Source organism: Erythrobacter sp. S57(2025) (assembly GCF_057365055.1).
Genome location: NZ_CP200299.1, coordinates 923,744 through 943,444 on the forward strand (window position 1 = coordinate 923,744; position 19,701 = coordinate 943,444).

General features: G+C 57.0%; 24 protein-coding genes. 16 read left to right on the forward strand and 8 right to left on the reverse strand.

Features of this window, described 5'->3' with window-relative positions; all coding sequences use genetic code 11:
- Positions 1-3: 3 nt before the first annotated feature.
- Genes AC0V6N_RS04450 through AC0V6N_RS04475 form a run of 6 tightly spaced genes read left to right on the forward strand, consistent with a single transcriptional unit; the run spans position 4 to position 3,980 of the window.
- Positions 4-1,035, forward strand: a complete 1,032-nt coding sequence (locus AC0V6N_RS04450; RefSeq protein ID WP_486170384.1) for a hypothetical protein — start codon at positions 4-6, stop codon at positions 1,033-1,035.
- A complete protein-coding gene (locus AC0V6N_RS04455) occupies positions 1,011-1,586 on the forward strand; it encodes an aspartate-semialdehyde dehydrogenase (protein ID WP_486170385.1) in 576 nt (191 codons plus the stop codon). Before AC0V6N_RS04450 ends, AC0V6N_RS04455 begins: the two co-directional genes overlap by 25 nt.
- 15 nt (positions 1,587-1,601) lie before the next feature.
- Positions 1,602-2,252: a DsbA family protein gene (locus AC0V6N_RS04460; protein ID WP_486170386.1), complete on the forward strand. Its 651-nt coding sequence runs from the start codon at positions 1,602-1,604 to the stop codon at positions 2,250-2,252.
- Complete coding sequence (locus AC0V6N_RS04465; RefSeq protein WP_486170387.1) at positions 2,249-2,716, forward strand: GFA family protein; 468 nt, start codon at positions 2,249-2,251, stop codon at positions 2,714-2,716. The genes AC0V6N_RS04460 and AC0V6N_RS04465 overlap by 4 nt, the downstream gene beginning before the upstream one ends.
- Positions 2,713-3,483, forward strand: a complete 771-nt coding sequence (locus tag AC0V6N_RS04470) for an alpha/beta fold hydrolase (RefSeq protein ID WP_486170388.1) — start codon at positions 2,713-2,715, stop codon at positions 3,481-3,483. The genes AC0V6N_RS04465 and AC0V6N_RS04470 overlap by 4 nt, the downstream gene beginning before the upstream one ends.
- A complete protein-coding gene (locus AC0V6N_RS04475; protein WP_486170389.1) occupies positions 3,480-3,980 on the forward strand; it encodes a hypothetical protein in 501 nt (166 codons plus the stop codon). Before AC0V6N_RS04470 ends, AC0V6N_RS04475 begins: the two co-directional genes overlap by 4 nt.
- Here the strand turns inward: AC0V6N_RS04475 and AC0V6N_RS04480 are convergent.
- The 6 genes from AC0V6N_RS04480 to rpsF form a co-directional block, all read right to left on the reverse strand.
- Entirely contained in the window at positions 3,977-5,482 is a 1,506-nt protein-coding gene (locus tag AC0V6N_RS04480) for a methyl-accepting chemotaxis protein (protein ID WP_486170390.1), read from the reverse strand. The genes AC0V6N_RS04475 and AC0V6N_RS04480 overlap by 4 nt on opposite strands.
- On the reverse strand, positions 5,479-5,823 hold the full coding sequence (locus tag AC0V6N_RS04485) for a hypothetical protein (RefSeq protein WP_486170391.1): 345 nt from the start codon (positions 5,821-5,823) through the stop codon (positions 5,479-5,481). Before AC0V6N_RS04485 ends, AC0V6N_RS04480 begins: the two co-directional genes overlap by 4 nt.
- A gap of 71 nt (positions 5,824-5,894) precedes the next feature.
- Positions 5,895-7,331: an AMP nucleosidase gene (locus AC0V6N_RS04490; RefSeq protein WP_486170392.1), complete on the reverse strand. Its 1,437-nt coding sequence runs from the start codon at positions 7,329-7,331 to the stop codon at positions 5,895-5,897.
- A gap of 160 nt (positions 7,332-7,491) precedes the next feature.
- On the reverse strand, positions 7,492-8,163 hold the full coding sequence (gene rplI / locus AC0V6N_RS04495) for a 50S ribosomal protein L9 (protein WP_486170393.1): 672 nt from the start codon (positions 8,161-8,163) through the stop codon (positions 7,492-7,494).
- 13 nt (positions 8,164-8,176) lie between these two features.
- A complete protein-coding gene (gene rpsR / locus AC0V6N_RS04500) occupies positions 8,177-8,401 on the reverse strand; it encodes a 30S ribosomal protein S18 (protein ID WP_486170394.1) in 225 nt (74 codons plus the stop codon).
- The gene (gene rpsF / locus AC0V6N_RS04505; protein WP_486170395.1) at positions 8,401-8,766 is read right to left on the reverse strand and encodes a 30S ribosomal protein S6; all 366 of its coding nucleotides are present in this window, start codon (positions 8,764-8,766) and stop codon (positions 8,401-8,403) included. Before rpsF ends, rpsR begins: the two co-directional genes overlap by 1 nt.
- 239 nt (positions 8,767-9,005) lie before the next feature.
- On the opposite strand from rpsF, the gene AC0V6N_RS04510 reads away from it, so the two are divergent.
- Both AC0V6N_RS04510 and AC0V6N_RS04515 read left to right on the forward strand, forming a co-directional pair.
- A complete protein-coding gene (locus AC0V6N_RS04510; protein ID WP_486170396.1) occupies positions 9,006-9,356 on the forward strand; it encodes a hypothetical protein in 351 nt (116 codons plus the stop codon).
- A gap of 54 nt (positions 9,357-9,410) precedes the next feature.
- A complete protein-coding gene (locus tag AC0V6N_RS04515; protein WP_486170397.1) occupies positions 9,411-10,352 on the forward strand; it encodes a DUF808 domain-containing protein in 942 nt (313 codons plus the stop codon).
- A 277-nt stretch (positions 10,353-10,629) separates the two neighbouring features.
- Here AC0V6N_RS04515 and AC0V6N_RS04520 read toward each other — a convergent pair whose 3' ends face one another.
- Together AC0V6N_RS04520 and AC0V6N_RS04525 are read right to left on the reverse strand one after the other, a co-directional pair.
- Positions 10,630-10,908 carry a hypothetical protein gene (locus AC0V6N_RS04520; RefSeq protein ID WP_486170398.1) on the reverse strand — a complete coding sequence of 93 codons (279 nt, stop codon included), beginning with the start codon at positions 10,906-10,908 and terminating at the stop codon, positions 10,630-10,632.
- Positions 10,905-12,329 (reverse strand): Mur ligase family protein, encoded by a 1,425-nt coding sequence (locus AC0V6N_RS04525; RefSeq protein ID WP_486170399.1) that lies wholly within the window; start codon positions 12,327-12,329, stop codon positions 10,905-10,907. The genes AC0V6N_RS04520 and AC0V6N_RS04525 overlap by 4 nt, the downstream gene beginning before the upstream one ends.
- Before the next feature lie 55 nt (positions 12,330-12,384).
- Here AC0V6N_RS04525 and AC0V6N_RS04530 point away from each other — a divergent pair, with 55 nt between their 5' ends.
- From AC0V6N_RS04530 to AC0V6N_RS04565, 8 genes are all read left to right on the forward strand, one after another.
- Positions 12,385-13,215, forward strand: coding sequence for an LD-carboxypeptidase (locus AC0V6N_RS04530; protein WP_486170400.1), 831 nt, complete (start codon positions 12,385-12,387; stop codon positions 13,213-13,215).
- Between the two features lie 24 nt (positions 13,216-13,239).
- Positions 13,240-14,175, forward strand: coding sequence for an ACP S-malonyltransferase (gene fabD, locus AC0V6N_RS04535; protein WP_486170401.1), 936 nt, complete (start codon positions 13,240-13,242; stop codon positions 14,173-14,175).
- A gap of 64 nt (positions 14,176-14,239) precedes the next feature.
- A complete protein-coding gene (locus AC0V6N_RS04540; RefSeq protein ID WP_486170402.1) occupies positions 14,240-16,168 on the forward strand; it encodes a beta-propeller domain-containing protein in 1,929 nt (642 codons plus the stop codon).
- Positions 16,125-16,583, forward strand: coding sequence for a GNAT family N-acetyltransferase (locus tag AC0V6N_RS04545; RefSeq protein WP_486170403.1), 459 nt, complete (start codon positions 16,125-16,127; stop codon positions 16,581-16,583). The genes AC0V6N_RS04540 and AC0V6N_RS04545 overlap by 44 nt, the downstream gene beginning before the upstream one ends.
- An 11-nt stretch (positions 16,584-16,594) precedes the next feature.
- A complete protein-coding gene (gene fabG / locus AC0V6N_RS04550; RefSeq protein WP_486170404.1) occupies positions 16,595-17,356 on the forward strand; it encodes a 3-oxoacyl-[acyl-carrier-protein] reductase in 762 nt (253 codons plus the stop codon).
- A 19-nt stretch (positions 17,357-17,375) separates the two neighbouring features.
- Complete coding sequence (locus tag AC0V6N_RS04555) at positions 17,376-17,957, forward strand: hypothetical protein (protein ID WP_486170405.1); 582 nt, start codon at positions 17,376-17,378, stop codon at positions 17,955-17,957.
- A gap of 172 nt (positions 17,958-18,129) precedes the next feature.
- Entirely contained in the window at positions 18,130-19,257 is a 1,128-nt protein-coding gene (dnaN, locus tag AC0V6N_RS04560) for a DNA polymerase III subunit beta (RefSeq protein ID WP_486170406.1), read from the forward strand.
- Between the two features lie 2 nt (positions 19,258-19,259).
- Positions 19,260-19,700: a hypothetical protein gene (locus tag AC0V6N_RS04565; protein WP_486170407.1), complete on the forward strand. Its 441-nt coding sequence runs from the start codon at positions 19,260-19,262 to the stop codon at positions 19,698-19,700.
- The last annotated feature ends 1 nt before the right edge of the window (position 19,701 follow it).

Sequence of the window (19,701 nt, forward strand, 5' to 3'; positions counted from 1 at the left end):
GCCATGCTGCCACGTCTGTTAATCGCCCCGATCCGACTAAGCTTAGCGGTTCTGGCGCTTCATGGGACGGCGGCATGTTCTCAACCACTTGAGCCAATCGCTGATGAGGATCGGCAGGTTCAGGTGGTGGAAGACCAGCTTCAACACTTCATCTTCATTGGCGGCGCGGAGCTGTCCAATCACGAAGACTTGCTTGTCCGAGACGATATTGCAGGTGCGCAGGTCATCTATAATTGGCGTCGTCTCGAGCCGCGCGAAGGCGAATATCAGTTTGAGAAAATTGAGCGCGAACTTGCACTCGTAGAAAGCCACGGCAAGCGCCTCTTCATCCAGATCCAGGACCGGTTTTTTCTGCCCGAAAGCCGCTATGTGCCGGACTACATCCTCGAAGAGCCGCAATATGGCGGCGGTCTGGTACGTCAGTCCGACAATGCGGGCGAGGGCGCTGCGAAAGGTTCCGGTTGGGTCGCGGTGCAGTGGAACCCGGCTCTACGCGCGCGGTTTCAGGCATTGCTAGCGGCCTTGGGTGATCGCTTTGATGGCCGTGTCTATGGCATCAATCTGCCCGAAACAGCCATTGAAGTGAGCGAAGGAGACGGCGCTCCGGAGGGTTTTTCATGCGACATCTATTTCGAAGCGGAAATGGAAAACCTGCGCGCTGCCAGAGCCGCATTTGAGCACTCGCTGGTCGTTCAATATGTGAATTTCTGGCCCTGTGAATGGGACAATGATCGCCAGTATATGAGCCGCCTGTTTGCTCTGGGCAGGGAACAGGGCATCGGCATGGGTGGCCCCGACATTATCCCCTATCGCCGCGCGCAGGAAAAGAATGCCTATCAATTCCTCAAAAGCGACGGCGCTGAACTGCCTGTGGTCGCGATGGCGGTGCAGGGGCCAACGCTGACCTATACCAATCCTAATACGGGTCAGAAGTTTACGCGCGGCGAGTTTGAAGCCTATGCTCGCGGCAAATTGAACGTCGACATCATTTTCTGGAGTTTGCGAACACCATGGGTGGCACAACTTTCAAACTGAAGCTTTCGTGCAGCGCAGCGGTGCTGCTGCTCGCCAGTGCGGGATTGGCCGGTTGCGGGGACTCAGCAGAGCCGGAGGAGCCAGCGCAAGAGACGGCCTCGCTGGGCTCGATCGTGTTGGAAAGCGGCGGGCTTGATGCAGGCGCGGAAGGCTTCTTTTTCAACGCTGGCAAGAATGAGGCGATTGCCGCTGTCACCAAAGTTCTGGACGCGCAGCTTGGCACCGATACCATTGAGGAATGCGGAGCAGGCCCGATGGAGCTTACCGAGTTTAAGGGCGGATTGACGCTCAACTTTCTAAATGGGGCGTTGGCCGGATGGAATTTGCGCGCGCCCATTGGTGACGAAGACATGGGACCGGCCTTCATCGCGATTGATAGCAATGTAAGCCCCGGCATGCCGCGCGACGCCGTTGAGGCGCTAGAGGGTTATGAAGCCATCCCCGACAGCACTTTGGGAGATGAATTTGTGCTTGCAGACGGCATTGGCGGCTTTTTCGACGCAGGAGAAGTGGGAATGATCTATGCGGGCACGCAGTGCTTCTTTCGCTGATTTGAGGGCGCAGACATGACAATCAAAGCCGATCTGTTTTTCAGCTTCCGCTCACCTTATTCATACCTGGCGATAGGCCGGTATCGCGCGATGGCTAAAACCTATGACCTCGACATTTCCCTGCGCACCGTCTGGCCAATTGCGATCCGCGATCCTGACATCTTGTTCACCGGTAATCCTGCGGCGCCGCGCTATATCTTGATGGACTCCTTCCGCGCAGCGCAGATGCTGGGCATACCTTTTCGCTGGCCGCGCCCTGATCCTGTTGTGCAAGATCTGGCCACGCGCGAGATTGCAGCCGAGCAGCCGCTTATCAGGCGCGTGTGTCGGTTGGGTCAGGCAGCGAGCCGACACGGCAAGGGGTTGGAGTTTGCAGATGAGGTCTCAACCCTGATCTTCTCTGGCGAGACCGACAATTGGCACGAAGGGGATCATCTGGCGCTTGCCGCATCACGTGCAGGATTGGATTTGGCGACGCTTGAAGCGGAAGCGGCCTCCGATGCAGATGCGCTCGATGCCGAAATCGCGGACAATCAGGCGGCTTTGGAAGCTGCGGGTCATTGGGGGGTCCCAACACTGGTCGTCGATGGTGAGCCGTTCTTTGGACAAGACCGGGTCGACTTGGCCCAGTGGCGCATGGAGCAAAAAGGGCTCGCCAAAAGGTGAGCGGCAGTGGGGATAGCGCGGGCTTTACCGGAGGTTGTCAGTGCGGCGCAGTGCAATACCGCATCGCGGCTGACAGGCTGATTGCCTACACCTGCCACTGCACCGAATGCCAAAAACAATCCACCAGCGCCTTTGGCATTTCGGTTCCCGTTATGAAGGACGCTCTGCACATCGAAGGCGAGATGTCGATGTGGACCCGGCCAACCGATAGCGGCTCTACCACAGACTGCTATTTTTGCCCTCAATGCGGCACGCGCCTTTATCATGCGGGGGCCAATCGACCGGGCATGGTGACGATCAAGGGTGGCTCGCTTGATAACGGCGGTGACCTTGCGCCCATTGCGCATATCTGGACCAAAAGCGCGCCGGACTGGCTCAAACTGCCTGACAATGTGCCGCATTGGGAAACGCAGCCGGCAAGCCAGAGCGAATGGATGCAAATGCTGGGATCGGGAGCGCGATGAGCGAACATTTCACCTCGTTTGATGGCACACGTTTGGCCATTCACCGCGCAAGCCCAGATACAGGGGAGGAGCGCCCTGTGGTGCTGCTGCACGGTCTGTTTTCCAGCGCGCATATGAACTGGATCAAGTGGGGGCATGATGCGCGGCTTGCTAAGGCAGGTTTCGAGGCGATCATGCTCGATTTCCGCGTGCATGGGGATAGCGAGGCACCGCGCGATCCCGCTGCCTATCCACCGGGCGCTCTGGTGCGCGACGCCGCCGCATTGGTAGATCACCTCGGCCTGTCGCCGGGGGAGTTTGACCTTGTTGGTTTCTCGCTTGGCGCACGCACAGCGATCCACGCTGTCGCGCATGGCATTCTGGAACCGCGCAAACTTGCGATCTGCGGTATGGGAGTTGCCGGGCTTTCCGAATGGGCACGCCGCGCGGGGCACTTCAAGCGCGTGATCGACGAATTTGACACGATCAAACCGGGCGATCCGGCCTATGTCGCGCGCACATTTCTGAAATCGCAAGGCGTCGACCGTGTGGCGGCAAGACTGCTGCTCGATGCGATGGAGGATTTCGACATCGCCGCGCTTTCCAGCATTACCATGCCGACAGGCGTGATCTGCGGCGATCAAGATAGGGACAATGGCTCAGCAACCGAGCTTGTTGAAATGCTTCCCAATGCGACCTATTACGAGGTGCCCGGCACCCACCTCAACAGTGTGACTAAACCGGATTTGGGCGAAGCTCTAGTGCGTTTTCTAGGCGGCGATGCATGACCGGGCGCGTTGAGCTTAAATATTGGCTGATCGGCCTCGCCATGTTCGCATGCCTAATCGCGGCTAGCGCCCTGTTACGAGGAGATGCGCTGTTCAGCATCGTTGACCATCAAGCGGCCGCGACAGCGCAGCGCGTGAATGAGATTCAGGCGAATTGGAAAGACGCTGGCATTCGAGAGATCACGATTATCTCTATGTTCGCAGATATCGCGTTCATTATCGTCTATTCGTGGGGCAGTTGGCGCGCCGGGCTCAGCCTGCGCGCGGTTCAGAGCACATTGTGCAAAGTCATCGGGTTGGTGGTTGCCGCAAGCGCCGTGACCTTCTTCCTCACCGACATTGTCGAAACGTCATTGCAGATCGTGCAGATGGTGATGGACCAAGGGGTTAACTGGATGGCCGCGACCGCCGCCTTTGCGCAGCCGATCAAAGTTGTGGCGTTTCTGGTTGCATTCTTCGGCGTTCCGGCGGGCTGGCTCGCCGCACGATTTGCCTAAGCGGCCTTTAAGTTGTTCATGAAACCCTCGGTCGACTTCTCAAGGCTGCGGACATTTTCCGCCAAGGCTGCGGCTGCGTGCTCCAACTCATCTGAAAGATTGCGCGCAGCGCTCGCCCGCTCTGACAGAAGTTTTGTGCGGCCAGCCATGCTTTCAACTTCACCAGCAGCATTGCGAGCATAGGCTTCAATTGTGTCCGCAGACTGGCGCTGATTTTCGACGTCCTGACTGATCGAGAGTGCGGATTTGTTGAGCTCGGTTATCGCGGTTTCAATCTCAGAAAAGCTGTGCTCGGCCTCCAATGTACCTTCTTTCACACCGCTAAGAAACGCATCGATCTGCGTCGCGGCCTCAGCAGCCTGAGCGGCGAGCGCTTTGACTTCATGCGCGACAATGGTGAAGCCGCGCCCCGCGACGCCTGCAGAGGCGGCCTCGATAGCGGCATTTAAGGAAAGCAAATCAGTGCGCTGCGCGATGCGGACAATGGCGCGCGTCGCCTCGCCAATGGTTTGCGATTGTGCAGATAGCGCCCCGATCACCTGACCACCGCCGTTGGTCTGCTGCGTTGCTTGGACGGTAAGGCTGCTTTGCTGGCTTGCATTGACAGCGATGTTGGCGATTGATGACGACATTTCAGCCACCCCTTTCGCCACCGTCCCTGCGGCCCTGCTGGCGGATTCGGCTGAAATGGCCACATCGCGCGCCTCTTGCCCCGTTTCGCTGGCGATAGTTTTGAGCTCCCCGGCCGAACGTTCAAGCATGGTGGCGGTCGCCGCGACTGCATGGGTTACATCGCTGATAGAGCTTTGGAATTTCGCAGCAATACGGCGATACTCTTCTTCGCGCATAGTGTTGACGGCTGCCTGGGCTTGCGCGCGTTTTTGCTTTTCGGTTTCAACTCTTCCCAAAGCTTCCTGCAAAGATGCACTGGTCTTTGCCAATTCCTCGGCCTGAGTTTCACTGGCGAGCCGGGCCTGCTCAATATTTCGAGTTAAGTTAGCGATGCACAAAGTGACCCAGCACAAAAGCAGGCCGATCATCACTGTAGCGGCAGCATGGATCAGGACGCGCACCACGCCTCCGCCGCCCCAAAACACCCAGTCAGGCGCAAGCGATGCCAGTAAGGCATGGTGAACTGCGATTAGGCTGCAGGCGAGGATGATGGGGCGAATGTCCCACATCAATGTCAATGCAGCGAGTGCGACAAAGAAATAAAGATGGAAGTCGATCTGCCAAAGCGATCCTTCCATGGCAAAGACGATCAAGGCGGGCTGCAAAGCGGCCATTGCGCCGATGACCATGCGCGCAGCTTTGTCGGTTCGGCCCTTGAAAGCGCACCAGCTTGGGATAAGGTTTAGGACTGCGCTCAGGAATAGGGCGAGACCCGCATTGGGCGTTTCGCCAGCAATCGCCATTATGAGGAGGGTTAGGACGACCAACCAGCCACCAGCCGCGACCACAATTGCCCCGCGGCGGCGCAGATCGTAAACGTTCGTGATCATGTGCGGCGCGCTCCTTCTACCACTGGGCCGCATTCGGGCGCATAGGCGTTCAGCACGAGAATTCCGCTTTCAATCAGGCCGCGCGCGAAACCAGGTCTTTTGCCGATTATGACGTAAGAACCGGGCAGGCGCCCGCGAGAGAGTATGACTATGCCCGGCGCCGACAGTGCAGCACGCATATCCTCCTGCGCATGCTGCGATATGGGATAAAGCAGAACGGGATCACTCTCACCGCGCGGGGCGTAGATGACCGATATCAGCGCCATCGCGGACAGCATGAGTTGGAGAGGCAAGAGCCTCGCGCCGAAACCTTTGATGAGCCTGTTTGTACCCTGTTGCATGGGCGCAGTCTATCGGCGCTTTTGGTTAGCGCATTCGCAGCGCTAACCTTCGCAAATCTACCGCAGTAGTCTTACCTAAAGGGCGGTTCGTTAAACGCGCGCAGCTTGCGTGAATGCAAACGGTCGCCCTCATCGCGCAGTCGCGTTGCCGCCTCGAGGCCAATTTGAAGGTGGGCAGCGATTGCTTCTTCGTAAAACTTGTTGGCCTGACCGGGTAGCTTGATCTCGCCGTGCAGCGGCTTGTCTGAGACACACAACAACGTGCCATAGGGAACGCGGAAGCGGTATCCTTGTGCGGCGATAGTTGCGCTCTCCATTTCTACCGCAATGGCGCGGCTTTGTGAAAAACGCTTTGCGCTCGTCGAGTAGTGCAGCTCCCAATTGCGATCATCGGTGGTGACGACCGTGCCGGTGCGCATGCGTTGTTTGATGTTCGCACCTTGCACGCCGGATACGGCCTCTGCTGCATCGGCGAGCGCTTGCTGAACCTCGGCGATGGGGGGGATAGGGATCTCTGGCGGCAGGACACTGTCGAGCACGTGATCATCGCGCAAATATGCATGGGCGAGTACAAAATCGCCGATCTTCTGGCTGGAACGAACCCCGCCGCAGTGACCGATCATCATCCAGGCATGCGGACGAAGCACGGCCAAGTGGTCGCAAATCGTTTTTGCATTGGATGGACCCACACCAATATTCACCAAAGTGATGCCGCGATTATCGGCACGCTTGAGGTGATAGGCAGGCATTTGGTGCTTGCGCCAAGCGGTGTCGTTGAGCTGTTCCTGCGCGTTGTCAGTGCATTCACCAATGCTCAGACCAGCAGCGCCAGTCAGGCTGTTGAACCCGCCCTCACAAATTTGCTGCGCGCCCCAATTCACGAATTCATCGACGTAGCGATGATAGTTTGTGAAGAGGATAAAGTCCTGAAAATCCTCAACCTTTGTACCAGTATAGTGCGCAAGCCTCGCAAGTGAGTAATCGGTGCGCAGTCCATCAAACAGCGACAATGGCATATCCGCATTGTCATCAAACTCGATACCATCAGCCAGCTCATCGCCGATCAGCGAGAGGTCCGTCGAGGGGAAGTGTTGGGCGATGTCTTGCGGTGCAATTCCGCTCATCGCGGCGCCCGCTTCGCCGTCCAACACATAGGGGAAAGGGATTTCCTGGCGCGAACGGCTGACCGTCACGTCGATCTCATATTCGGCAGAGATCAGCTCCAATTGCTCGGTCAAATACCCTGCGAACAGATCGGGCCGTGTGATCGTGGTTGTGTATGTCCCTGGCATCTCCAACCGGCCAAAGGCACGGCTGCGATCCTTGGGTTCTCCAACTCCTGAATAATGCAAAGTCAGCTGCGGATAGGCATAGCTGCCATCATGCCGCTTGCGTTCCGGGGGAACGGTGCCGTTTTTTCCATAAGCGATAACATCGACGCGCAAAGTGGCGACCGCATCGGCGTATTGTGTCTGCAATTCTTCGAGGATTTTGGAGATTGGGGTCATAGATTTTCCTGTTTTTGTTGTTGTTCTTGGTGCCAGACCCGCATCTCAAATGCGAATTACGAGCCTGTTACAAATTGTCCTGTTACAAAAAGGGCGCGGCAGTCTTTCGACGCCGCGCCCATTTGTTTGCATATGCGCGAAAACGCGCGAAAAATCAACCTCAGGCTTCTTCTTCGCCAGTTTCGGCAGCGGCTTCTTCAGCAGCTGGAGCTTCCTCAGCAGCTTCTGGAGCAGCGCCTTCGTCAAGCAGTTCAGCGGGGATTTCGCCCGGCTCAAGACCTGCATTGTCGATGCGCGTATCAGCAGCGGCTTCTTCGATCTCGCGCTGCTCTTCTTCGAACAGTTGAGCGAGAACGTCGACGCCTTGCGATTGCAATTCAGCTTCATCGTCAGAACGAGCAACGTTGGCTTTCACAGTAACGTGCACCTCAGGGTGCAAAGCGACGGTCACGTCGTGCATGCCAATCGTTTTGATCGGCGCGCCCATGATGACCTGCTTTTTGTCAACGTCGTGACCCTGTTCGGTAAGGCCAGCGATCATATCGCGGACATTGACCGAACCGTAGAGCTGACCAGCGTTTGATGCAGCGCGGATCAGAACGACCTCTGCGCCAGCAACTTTCTCGCCGGTTTTCTCTGCCACGGTGCGCTTCTCAGCGTTCTCTTTTTCAAGACGCTCGCGGTTTGCTTCGAAAACGGCCTTGTTGGCTTCGTTTGCGCGAAGGGCCTTCTTCTGCGGGAGCAGGAAGTTTCGGGCATAGCCGTCCTTCACGGTAACAACGTCACCAATAGTGCCGAGCTTCTCGATACGTTCGAGGAGAATGATATCCATGGTTCTTTCTCCCTTACTTCACGATGTACGGCAGCAGGCCGATGTGACGAGCGCGTTTGATAGCCTTGGCGAGCTCACGCTGCTTCTTGGCAGAAACGGCGGTGATGCGCGAAGGGACGATCTTGCCACGCTCAGACATGAAGCCTTGGAGAAGGCGCACATCTTTGTAGTCGATCGTTGGGGCTTCCTTGCCACTGAATGGGCAGGATTTGCGGCGGCGGAAAAACGGGCGGGCCATCAGTCGCGCTCCTCACGGGTTTCGCGGCGCTTACGGTCGCGTTCGTTCTTACGCATCATTACACTTGGACCTTCTTCGTGCTCTTCGACACGGATGGTCATGTAACGAATGACGTCTTCGTTGATGCGGGTCTGGCGCTCGAGCTCTTCAACCACCGCGCCTGGGGCGTCGATGTTGAGCATTACGAAATGCGCTTTACGGTTGCGGTCGATTTTGTAGGCGAGGGATTTAAGGCCCCATGTTTCGGTCTTCGTGACCTTGCCTTCGTTCGCTTCGACGATTTCGGTCGCCGAGGCCGCCAGCGCGTCTACTTGTGCTTGTGACAAGTCCTGACGCGCGAGGAAGATGTGCTCATAAAGAGCCATGCTTCACGTCCTTACACTGTAATGCCGATCGCTGGCTGATCCGCGGGATTGCGGGGCCCCTCCGGCTTTCTTTAAGTTTCCACGCGAGGCCGTCACCCCGCGCGGAAGAGGGGCACATAGCTGGTTCTTTGGGGAATGCAAGCGCAGTCACTCGTGGACTGAGCGATTTGAGCGCTTGACCGCAACTGCCCACGCGATAGGTCGAGGCACTAAGTATTGGTCGCGCGAAGGATTAGCCCTTGAAAAAACTCTCAATTGTGTTTGCCATTCCGTTGATGGCGGGTTGTGGCATGCTCGCGACGACCGAAACTTCGTATTACGTTGCGGGAGATCCGCCGAGCGAGCGGGCTTGCGATGGTCCGCCAAGCCGCGCGGCGCTCGTCGGCGATGTAACAGCTGATGGTTTTGCGCAGTCGATGCAGGTGCGGATTTTCGACGATATCGGACTTTTATGCGAATACGGTTCCGATAATCAGGTGGCCGCGACCTATCTGGAAGCGAGCGAGGGGGAGGCCACTCACGTCTACACCGTGGTCGACGATCCACTGGCCGCAAACCCGGTCAAGACATTCGGGCCAGTTGAACGTTAAGCCAAGGGCAGAACATAACGTTCTGACAAATATGGGTTTTAGGGGAATTCGAATATGCCGTCTGGTCTCGTAGCGTTGCTTGACGATGTTTCCGTAATTGCGCGTACCGCGGCGGCATCGGTTGATGATATCGCGGCAGCTGCGGGCAGGGCGGGTTCGAAAACTGCGGGCGTCGTGATTGACGATGCAGCCGTCACCCCAAGCTATGTGACCGGGCTATCGCCTGCGCGCGAGCTGCCGATCATCTGGGCAATCACCAAGGGAAGTTTGTTCAACAAGCTCATCATCCTGCTGCCCGGTGCGATCCTTTTATCCGAATTCCTGCCGTGGCTGATCATCTGGATACTGATGCTAGGCGGCGCTTTCCTTTGTTATGAAGGCGCAGAAAAAGTGCTGGAAAAGCTGGGCGGGGAAAAACACGGCAAGACGGTTGAGGATGAAATCACTGATCCGGTCGCGTTTGAGAAACAGCGGATTGCAGGCGCGGTGCGCACCGATCTGATCCTCTCGGCAGAGATTATGGCGATTACGCTCAATGAGCTGGACCTGCCGACATGGTGGGAACGCGGTTTGGCCTTGGCACTTGTGGCCTTCATTGTGACAATCGTTGTCTACGGCGCAGTCGCTATCATCGTGAAGATGGATGACGTCGGCCTGCATATGACGAAGCAAGATAGCGCCGCCAGTCAGTCCATCGGCCGCGCGCTGGTCGCATCCGTGCCCAAATTGTTGATCGCTCTCTCTGTCATTGGAACAGTCGCAATGCTTTGGGTCGGAGGAGGCATCATTGTGCACGGCACGCACGAGGTCGGCTTTCACTTGCTCTATGACATTGCCCACGGGGCAGAAGCCTGGGTGGCAGGCATAACCGGAGCGCTTTCCGGGATAGCAGGCTGGTTCACCTATGCCGCGATTTCAGGTGTAATTGGCTTGGCGCTAGGCGCGGTGATCGCTTTCTTATTGCACAATGTGATCGGTTACGAAGGCGCGCATTAGGGCTGTTCAGGGGGAGCCAACCGCTCCCCGCATTTGCCGCAGACTTTGTTAGGCCACGGTAAGAAAACAGCGCCCCAGCGAAAGAGATTTTTTCCGCAATTAGAGCAGTCAAATAGAAGCTGCCGGATTGTCAGGACAACACCGACTAAAGCGAATCCGGCGAAGGCAAAGCCCGGACTGAGGTTAATCCGCTCAGCTATGATCATGATTGGTATGAAGGATAGAAACCACCCAACAGTCATGTTTCGTTGGATCAGTGCTCGTTTGTAGACGTCTCTCATTCTTCGTCTGTCCCAAGCTTTTCTCCGCATTTACCGCAGGTCCGATTGGGCCAGGGCACAACGAATACACCTCGGAAGAACAGGTTCTTGCCGCAATTAGAGCAATTGAACGTCAGCATTCGCGCATTTGCGATCACTAGGCCGACAATCGCGATACCAAAGGCGATGCTCGAATGGCCGAAATAACGCCCTACGACCACGACGAACAGGATGGATAGCGCCAGTGCTCCTGCCATAAACCAGGCGTGCCGCCGTGCTCGTTCGTAAACGCTCACCCAAGTCGCTCGAAAATGCTCTTCGCAAAGCTGGTGAGTGTGTCGTCGCGCGCGCCCATTACCACGATGCGATCACAGGGCTGCGCAATATCGACGATCCGGTCGCCGCACGCCTCACGCGTAGGCAAATGCTGTGCGCTACCGCCGTGGCCTTCAATCAATTTGATGATCCGCTCTGTCCCTTCGGTGCGATCGACCGTGCCGCCATAATAGACTGGGTCGCACATGATGGTGATGTCATCATCGTCCAACTCGCGAGCAAAAGTCTCGGCCAGTTCGTCGCCCATCTGGCGCAGAGGCCCATATCCATGCGGCTGGAAAAACGCGATCACGCGGCCCGGTGTCGCCTTAAGCGTGCGCAAGGTCGCAGCGCATTTCTCTGGATTGTGCCCAAAATCGTCGATCAAAGTGATATTGTCAGCGCTGGTGCCGATGACATCGAACCGGCGTGCCAGCCCGGCAAAATTGTTAAGCGAGGCTGCTGCTGCTCCGACTGCAACGCCCGCCGCGCTTACGGCTGCAATTGCTGCCAAAGCATTGGAGAGGTTGTGCATGCCCGGCATGGGTACTTTGAGCGCGTGCGCTTCGCGGTTGCGATTGTCGATCAGGACCGCGCTGATGCCGAAGGCGCTTTGTTCAATTGATCCCGGCTCAATCGTAATGTCTGCATCGGTGTTGGTGAGGCCAAAGCTCACCAATTGCTTCGCCCGGCTGGCCAGTCCATGCGCTTCCTCATTGTCGAAATTGACAACCGCGCAGCCTGATGCGGCAAGGTAGTCACCAAACAGAACGCGCAATTCTTCGAGCGATTTGTGGTCCAGGCTGACATTAAGCAGCACGCCAATCGTTGGGGTGTAGAGCGCGATCGAGCCGTCGCTTTCATCGACCTCGCTGACAAACAGATGCGGTGATCCAACGCGGGCGCTGGCAAAGGGATTATCCGCGCTCACAAAATTCTTCATCACCGCGCCGTTCATAACGGTGGGATCGTGGCCTGCTTCAGAGAGGATCCACGAAATCATACCTGTGACGGTCGATTTGCCCGAAGTCCCTCCAACCGCGACCGAATATCCTGCTTCGTTAAAAAAGCGGCTTAGCAATTCAGCGCGGGTGAGGCGCGTTAAACCAAGCTCTTTGGCGCGCGCTGCGTCGGGCACAGTGTCCTCTACCGCAGCCGAAGCAATCAACACTTGATCCTCTGAAACTATGCCGCTGCCATCCTGCGGCGACAGTTTAAACCCTGCACTTTGTAGCCAGGCAAACTTCGCAGGCGTGTGGCCCTGATCATTGCTGCGGTCAGAGCCTGCAACTTCATGCCCCAATCCGTGTGCGATCTGGGCAAGCGGGAGCATGCCCGAGCCACCAATGCCGCAAAAAAAGAACGGGCGCATCGAAGGCGCCGCATCATCGATCCCACTCATGGCGATTATGGTTATTGGCTTGCATGAAGACTGACAAGCGCCATAGGCTGTGCAGATGTCAAAAATTGCAATTTGTGCCCCGGCGACCCCGATAACGCGCGATCATGCCGCCGCTTTGGAGGCTTTAGTGGCCGAAGAGTTCCCGCAGCACTCTGTGACATTCCATGATCAGTGCTTTGAAAGCCAAGGCCATTTCGCAGGCGATGATCTGCGGCGGCTAACCGCTCTGATTGAATGCGCGAATGATCCAGCGTTTGACGCGGTGTGGTTTGCAAAAGGCGGCTATGGCTCCAATCGCATTGCAGAAGCCGCGGCTGCGCAGATGAATGCGAGCGCGCGGGCGAAGACATACATAGGCTTTTCAGACTGCGGCTATTTGCTCGCAGCGCTTTACCGGGCAGGGATTGGCCAATGCGCGCATGGCTCCATGCCCGTGAGCGCGCGGTCGGAGACTGGTCGCGAAGCGGTGCGCAGGGTTTTACGCTGGCTGGCAGGGGACAATTCGGGGCTTGAGCCCAGCCTTGATGGCGCGACGCCTGCGGTGGCGTTCAACCTTATTACTCTCGCAATGCTGGCGAAGACTCCGATGATGCCTGACCTCACCGATCATGTCGTGATGGTGGAGGAAGTGAGCGAGCACCTTTACGCCATCGACCGCATGTTCTTCGCACTCGCGGGCAGCTTGCCACGGGCGGCTGGTCTGCGCCTTGGCGCGATTACGGCAGTGCCAGAGAATTACGTTGAGTTCGGGCAGAGCGCTGAGGAGATCGCCAAATACTGGTGCGACCGCGCTGGTATTCCCTATTTGGGCCGTGCGGATATTGGGCACACAGCTTCCAACAGAGTTGTGCCCTTCGGACTTGCAGGGCCAGCCGGGGCTGCCTAACGGGCCACCTCAAAGGAGATTCTCATGAGAGCTTTCGTATTTCCCGGACAGGGCAGCCAAAAAGTCGGCATGGGCAGCGAGTTGGCGGATGCCAGCAGTGCCGCGCGCGAAGTGTTTGAGGAAGTCGACGAAGCGCTCGGGCTCAAGCTGTCCGCGATCATGCGCGACGGGCCAGAGGATCAGCTGACCCTAACCGAAAATGCGCAACCTGCGATCATGGCGAATGCGATTGCGACCTTGCGCGTGCTTGAAAGCGAGTTTGGCGTGAAGCTCGCAGAAAAAGGTGGCTGCGTGGCTGGGCATTCTCTGGGTGAGTACACCGCTTTGTGCGCAATTGGCGCGTTTGACCTTTCGACCACTGCACGCCTGCTCAAACTGCGCGGGTCTGCCATGCAAGCAGCCGTTCCAGTGGGTGAGGGCGCTATGGCGGCACTATTGGGCGCTGACGTTGAAAAAGCGTCCGCGCTTGCTGCCAAAGCTGCCGAGGGTGAAGTGTGCGAAGTCGCCAATGACAATGATCCCACCCAGGTCGTGATTTCAGGTCACAAAGGCGCGGTTGAGCGCGCGGTTGGTCTGGTAAAGGAACATGGGATCAAACGCGGTGTGCTCCTGCCGGTGTCTGCTCCTTTCCATTGCTCACTAATGCAGCCCGCCGCTGATCGCATGCGCGGGGCTCTCGCGGATACGGATGTCAACGCTTTTGCCTTACCCTTGTTTGCCAATGTGACAGCGGGCGAAGTTAGTGATCCCGAGCAAGAACGCGACCTGCTCTATCGCCAAGTGACAGGCCGGGTGCGCTGGCGCGAAAGCGTGCTCGCGATGCGCGCTGATGGTGTGGAAGGCTTCGTCGAAATGGGCGGCAAAGTGCTCGGCCCGATGATTGGCAGGATTGATAAAGAAGCGGCAACAACCAGCCTTATCACCATGGAAAACATGGAAGAATTCGCAAAAACGATTTGATAAGGTGGCGTTCAGCTAACCGGGCGCACTCTTAATATCCCTAATCGGATTAAGGAGAGGTCCGGTGCTGAAATCTGCTTCGTTCAAGCCCCTTGGGTTTGTTTCTTTTGGTCTGACCGCAGCGTTGGTCGGCGGCGTCGCCTTGGGCACGGTATCATTGGCGGCGAACAGGACAGTTCCCGACGATCCTGACCTCACGGCAGAGGGCCCCGGCCTGCGCGGCTTTGCGAGCCAGCAAGGACTTGAGGACTTTGCGGAGAAGATGGCAAGGCTTGAACGGCGGCAGCGCAGGCAAACCGAAGGCGTAATGTATTCGGTCGCCCCTTCGCCCATGGTTGCCGAAGCGTCAGCCGACAGCGCTGGCCCCGGTGCCCAGAACGAAAGCATCACTAACACACAGGAAGCCGGCGTTGATGAAGGCGGCATAGTCAAAAATGCAGGCGACTACCTTGTCGTGCTGCGCCGTGGTCGCCTTTTCACCGTTCGCACAGGCGGCGGCGCGCTAGAGCCGGTCGACACAATTGACGCATTCCCGCCCAAGAAAAAGAGCCCCGGCGACACCTGGTATGATGAGATGCTCATTCGCGGCAATCAGGTCATCGTTATCGGCTATTCCTATGGAGCATTTGGCACTGAGATAAACCGCTTCGACATCTCCGAAGCAGGTGAACTGACCTATCGCGACACGCATTACATGCGCTCTGGCGATTACTATTCCTCGACCAATTATGCATCGCGCCTCATTGGTGATGAGCTGATCCTCTACACGCCGGTCTATGCCGGGTGGAGCGATTTGGAAGCGTCGCTTCCTGCCATGCGCGAATTTGGCGAGGATGAGGCGCAAATTTTGGTCAAGCCAGAGGATTTCCTCGTCGCAGACCCATACCGCGATGGCCGTTTTCATTTGAACATGCTGCACACTGTCACACGCTGTGATTTGTCAGCCGAAGACTTTGAATGCAGCGCCACGGCGATTGCGGGCACATGGAGCCGCGCTTTCTATGTCTCGCGTGAAGCGGTCTACACATGGACCGGCACCGCACAGAATTACTGGGAAGAACGCAGCGCCAGCACACCGGGCCAGCTTTACCGCATCCCGCTAGACGGATCGCGTCCCGGCGCAGTTCAAGTTGCGGGCGCTCCGGTCGATCAATTTTCCTTTGCGGAAGACGCAGAAGGCGGCGTGCTGCGCGTGCTCCTGCGCTCGGTCGGCAATGGAGAGGGGATGTGGGCGAGCGAATATTCCGCTGGCAACGTTTCCATGGCGACCGTGCCGTTCAGCGCCTTTGATCGCGGCAGCGGAGCTCTTGTGCGTGATCATTATCGCAAATTGCCTGAGCCCGAAGGCTGGCGTTTCCACAACCGCTTCGTAGGTGATTATCTGCTCTATGCGGCAGGCAATTATGGCTCTGAGGCTAAGGGCGCGATGGTCTACGCCGTCCCACTAGACGGCAGCGACGTGCAAGAAATCCCCATGCCGCATGGTATCACCCGCTTTGATCGGATGGGTAAAGACGGAGTGGTCGTTGGTCCATCCAAAGGCGGAGCGCTTGGTTTTAGCTCGCTATCGCTGGGTAAGGAGGCGGTCATCGAAGACACTTACATGCTCGCCGCCGCAAGCGAGGGTGAGACGCGCTCTCAAGCGTTCTTCTTCAAACCCGACCGGGGCAGCGCTGACGGCCTCTCCGGAACGCTAGGCTTGCCCGTTGCTCGTCAAGTAGAGCGCAATGGTGCAGAATTCCTGGGCAGTGGCTCCGCCATCGCTTTCCTGCGACGAGAAAACCGCTCGCTCAGCCGTGCAGGTGAGCTGGCTGCGCGCACTGAGAATGCGGTGGACGACAAATGTGTTGCTTCGTGTGTCGACTGGTACGGCAATGCCCGGCCAATCTTCATGGGCAATCGCATTTTCGCTCTGATGGGCTATGAGATTGTCGAAGGAGACATGTCCGATGGCGCCATCCGCGAGGCAAGAAGGGTCAGTTTCGCACCCTAAGCTAGAGCTGCATTGGATCGACACGTCGAACGCGCATCTGCTTGCCAATGTCGCGCCCGGCGTGTTCGACCATGCGATTGATGAAAAGCTCCTCGCTGCTTACCTATCGCAACCGGTAAATTGGATGTGCGTTGCCCTGCATGATGGATTGGTCGTGGGCATGTGCATGACCGTCATCCACTATCATCCCGACAAACCAACCGAACTCTTCCTTGACGAGATCGGCACAGGCGACGATTGGCGTCGTAAGGGCATTGCGAGCGCGTTAGTGAGCAAACTGTTCGAACGCGCAGATGCCGAGGGAATTGAAGAGATCTGGTTGGGAACGGAGCCTGACAATTCAGAGGCAAACGGTCTGTATCAAAAATTCAAGCACGAGCGTGAGGACGCCGTGATCTACTATTTCGATTGGTGAGGACAAAACACATGTTCAGGTTGGATGGAATGAACGCGCTGGTAACAGGCGCATCTGGCGGCATCGGTTCAGCGATTGCCATGGCGCTCGCAAAGCAAGGAGCGCGCGTCGCGCTTTCAGGCTCAAACGGAGACAAATTGCGCGCTTTTCGTGAGCAATTGATCTCCGAAGTCGGCTCACCTGAAGATGGCGATCATGTTGAGATCACCTGCAATTTGTCTGATAAAACTCAAGTCGACGAGTTGATCCCAGCAACGCTCGATACGCTGGGTGGGATCGATATTCTGGTCAACAATGCCGGCATCACGCGCGACAACCTCGCCATGCGGATGAAGGATGATGAATGGGATCAGGTGATCTCAGTCAATCTCGAAGCGGCCTTCCGCCTGATGCGCGCCAGTGCACGGCCGATGATGAAGGGCCGATTTGGCCGGATTATCAATATTACCTCCGTCGTGGGGCACACCGGCAATCCGGGTCAGATGAATTATTGCGCGGCCAAAGCAGGCCTGACCGGCATGACGAAGAGCTTCGCGCAAGAAGTCGCCTCACGCGGGATCACCGCTAATTGCGTCGCGCCCGGCTTTATCCGCACCGCCATGACCACCGCGCTCGATGAAAAGCAGACCGAGACTATCAATGCGCGCATCCCCATGGGCAAGATGGGCGAGGGCAATGATATTGGCTCTGCGTGTGCTTTCCTTGCGAGCCGCGAGGCAGGCTACATCACGGGTGAGACCGTGCATGTGAACGGCGGCATGGCGATGGTTTGATCAAAGAGTGATGGGCGTGATGAAACGGAAATATGTTCTTGCAGCGGTTTGCCTTGCCATTTTCGCGCAGGCTCCGGCCGTTGCGCAGCAACCTGTTCAGCCATCGCAAGAGCTGACTGCCGCACTTGATTGTGCCCTTGAAACAGCTCCGCCCGGCTATGCTGCGCGCGTGCTCAACTACTTTGAAAAACGCTGGGCTGGACAAAATACGGCGGTCGACAACCTAGAAATCCAACAGGATGCGGCTCTGCTGCTAGAGGCATGCGGGAGCGCTTATGAGGACGATGAGGAAAAGTTGGTGCTTTTTGGTCAGGCAGCGATGACGCTGCACATGCGAGCAGAAGCTTCACGCAGATTGGCTGATGTTGGTTTCGATACGGCTGAAATTGACGCACTTTTTCTACCCGAATTTGAAGTCATGCCTATTGAGGATCTCAGGTTAGAGACCTTGAAATTGCCGACTAGCATTCGCGCAGAAGCGAGGGCGATGATGGATGGCCAGATCGAAAGAACCGGCCTTGAGCGTCAGCAAATCCAATTGCTGTTTGTAGGCTACATTACCGGGCTTGCTGGCCAGATAGGCGCGCGGCGCAGTCTCTAGAAATTCGCGGCGCATTTCTGTGCCCTTATCCCCAAGCGAATCTGCTCATAAACGCGTAGAAACTTGCCCGCATTGCCCGGTTCGCTAAGGTTTTCATGAACAACGGCGTTTGCGGGGGCGATTCCGCATCTCTCAGGCGTCTCTTAAAACCAGTAGACGATAGGCTAAGCTGATGAAGGCTACGATCGAACGCGCAACGCTATTGCGTTGTCTCTCCCATGTTCAATCGGTGGTTGAGCGCCGCAACACCATCCCGATCCTTTCCAACGTGCTGATCGACGCCAGTGACGACGGCAATGTGCGCGTCATGGCGACCGACCTCGACCTGCAAGTGGTTGAAACGATGAGTGCGGCTTCGGTTGAAAGCGCAGGAGCAATTACCGTGTCAGCGCATCTGTTGTTCGACATTGCGCGCAAACTGCCTGATGGTTCTCAGGTTAGCCTGGAAACGGCAGAAAATCGGATGGAGGTTAAAGCAGGGCGTTCACGGTTTAAACTGCCGACCTTGCCGCGTGATGACTTCCCAGTGATTGTTGAAGGCGACTTGCCAACATCGTTCGAATTGCCTGCGCGCACTTTGGCACAGATGATCGATGCAACCCGGTTCGCGATCTCGACCGAGGAAACCCGGTATTATCTCAACGGTATCTTCCTGCACGTGACCGATGAGGATGCGCCTGTCCTGAAAGCAGCGGCAACCGATGGCCACCGTCTTGCTCGCTTTACCCTTGCACGCCCTGACGGCGCCGAAGGCATGCCCGACGTCATTGTCCCGCGCAAAGCGGTCGCAGAATTGCGCAAACTGCTTGAAGAGGCGATGGACGGCTCGGTTCAGATTGACCTTTCCGCCAGCAAGGTGCGCTTCACGCTCTCGGGTGAGGGCGGTGTAGTGCTGACCAGCAAGCTGATCGACGGGACGTTCCCCGATTACAGCCGCGTGATCCCAACGGGGAATGACAAGCTGCTTAAAGTCGATCCAAAGCTGTTTTTCCAAGGCGTAGACCGCGTTGCAACCATCGCAACTGAGAAAACCCGCGCGGTGAAGATGGGCTTGGACAAAGACCGCGTTACGCTGTCTGTGACGTCGCCAGACAACGGAAATGCCGCAGAAGAACTGGCGGCCGCCTATGGCAGTGATGGCTTCGAAATTGGTTTTAACGCCAATTACTTGAAGGATATTCTTGGCCAGTTTGATAGCGATGAGATTGAGCTTCACTTGGCTGATGCGGGCGCTCCGACTTTGATCCGTGAGAGTGACGACAGTCCTGCGCTCTATGTCCTGATGCCGATGCGCGTGTAGCCATGCGGCTTTGGGGGATCGCTATCACTGCATTGCTCGTCGCTGCTCCAGCTGCGGCGCAGGAGAGTGAGGCGTTTGAGCCTGCTTTCAGCGCGGAAGACGATCTCGACTGCGCGATTTTTATCGGCGCCGTGATGGCTGAAATGGAAGCGGAGAATTCGATGACGTCCGACAATCGTATCGGACTCACTTCCGCGCTGACCTATTTCACGGGCCGCTATGAAGCACAAAGAGGTCTCAACATAACCGACGCCTTTGCTGAGCGTTATGAGACTTATCAACAGCGCAACCCTGCGGAAATTCAGCAGACTTGTTCGGTACGGATGCGCGCCTTCAGCGTTCGTTTGCAAGATGTAGGGCGTGCGGTGTCTCGCCTCCAACCGCGTGCACCCTTGCCGGTGCCGGACGCAGAGGTTGAGCCGACGCTCCCTCCTGAACAATAGA

Coding starts and splice junctions, on each gene's coding strand:
- AC0V6N_RS04455 (WP_486170385.1), top strand. CDS start 1,011: ATGGGTGGCACAACTTTCAAACTGAAGCTTTCGTGCAGCGCAGCGGTG.
- AC0V6N_RS04485 (WP_486170391.1), bottom strand. CDS start 5,823: ATGCAACAGGGTACAAACAGGCTCATCAAAGGTTTCGGCGCGAGGCTC.
- AC0V6N_RS04555 (WP_486170405.1), top strand. CDS start 17,376: ATGAAACGGAAATATGTTCTTGCAGCGGTTTGCCTTGCCATTTTCGCG.
- rpsF (WP_486170395.1), bottom strand. CDS start 8,766: ATGGCTCTTTATGAGCACATCTTCCTCGCGCGTCAGGACTTGTCACAA.
- AC0V6N_RS04450 (WP_486170384.1), top strand. CDS start 4: ATGCTGCCACGTCTGTTAATCGCCCCGATCCGACTAAGCTTAGCGGTT.
- rpsR (WP_486170394.1), bottom strand. CDS start 8,401: ATGGCCCGCCCGTTTTTCCGCCGCCGCAAATCCTGCCCATTCAGTGGC.
- fabG (WP_486170404.1), top strand. CDS start 16,595: ATGTTCAGGTTGGATGGAATGAACGCGCTGGTAACAGGCGCATCTGGC.
- AC0V6N_RS04525 (WP_486170399.1), bottom strand. CDS start 12,329: ATGAGTGGGATCGATGATGCGGCGCCTTCGATGCGCCCGTTCTTTTTT.
- rplI (WP_486170393.1), bottom strand. CDS start 8,163: ATGGATATCATTCTCCTCGAACGTATCGAGAAGCTCGGCACTATTGGT.
- AC0V6N_RS04530 (WP_486170400.1), top strand. CDS start 12,385: ATGTCAAAAATTGCAATTTGTGCCCCGGCGACCCCGATAACGCGCGAT.
- AC0V6N_RS04475 (WP_486170389.1), top strand. CDS start 3,480: ATGACCGGGCGCGTTGAGCTTAAATATTGGCTGATCGGCCTCGCCATG.
- AC0V6N_RS04545 (WP_486170403.1), top strand. CDS start 16,125: ATGGCGCCATCCGCGAGGCAAGAAGGGTCAGTTTCGCACCCTAAGCTA.
- AC0V6N_RS04480 (WP_486170390.1), bottom strand. CDS start 5,482: ATGATCACGAACGTTTACGATCTGCGCCGCCGCGGGGCAATTGTGGTC.
- fabD (WP_486170401.1), top strand. CDS start 13,240: ATGAGAGCTTTCGTATTTCCCGGACAGGGCAGCCAAAAAGTCGGCATG.
- AC0V6N_RS04460 (WP_486170386.1), top strand. CDS start 1,602: ATGACAATCAAAGCCGATCTGTTTTTCAGCTTCCGCTCACCTTATTCA.
- AC0V6N_RS04565 (WP_486170407.1), top strand. CDS start 19,260: ATGCGGCTTTGGGGGATCGCTATCACTGCATTGCTCGTCGCTGCTCCA.
- AC0V6N_RS04490 (WP_486170392.1), bottom strand. CDS start 7,331: ATGACCCCAATCTCCAAAATCCTCGAAGAATTGCAGACACAATACGCC.
- dnaN (WP_486170406.1), top strand. CDS start 18,130: ATGAAGGCTACGATCGAACGCGCAACGCTATTGCGTTGTCTCTCCCAT.
- AC0V6N_RS04515 (WP_486170397.1), top strand. CDS start 9,411: ATGCCGTCTGGTCTCGTAGCGTTGCTTGACGATGTTTCCGTAATTGCG.
- AC0V6N_RS04470 (WP_486170388.1), top strand. CDS start 2,713: ATGAGCGAACATTTCACCTCGTTTGATGGCACACGTTTGGCCATTCAC.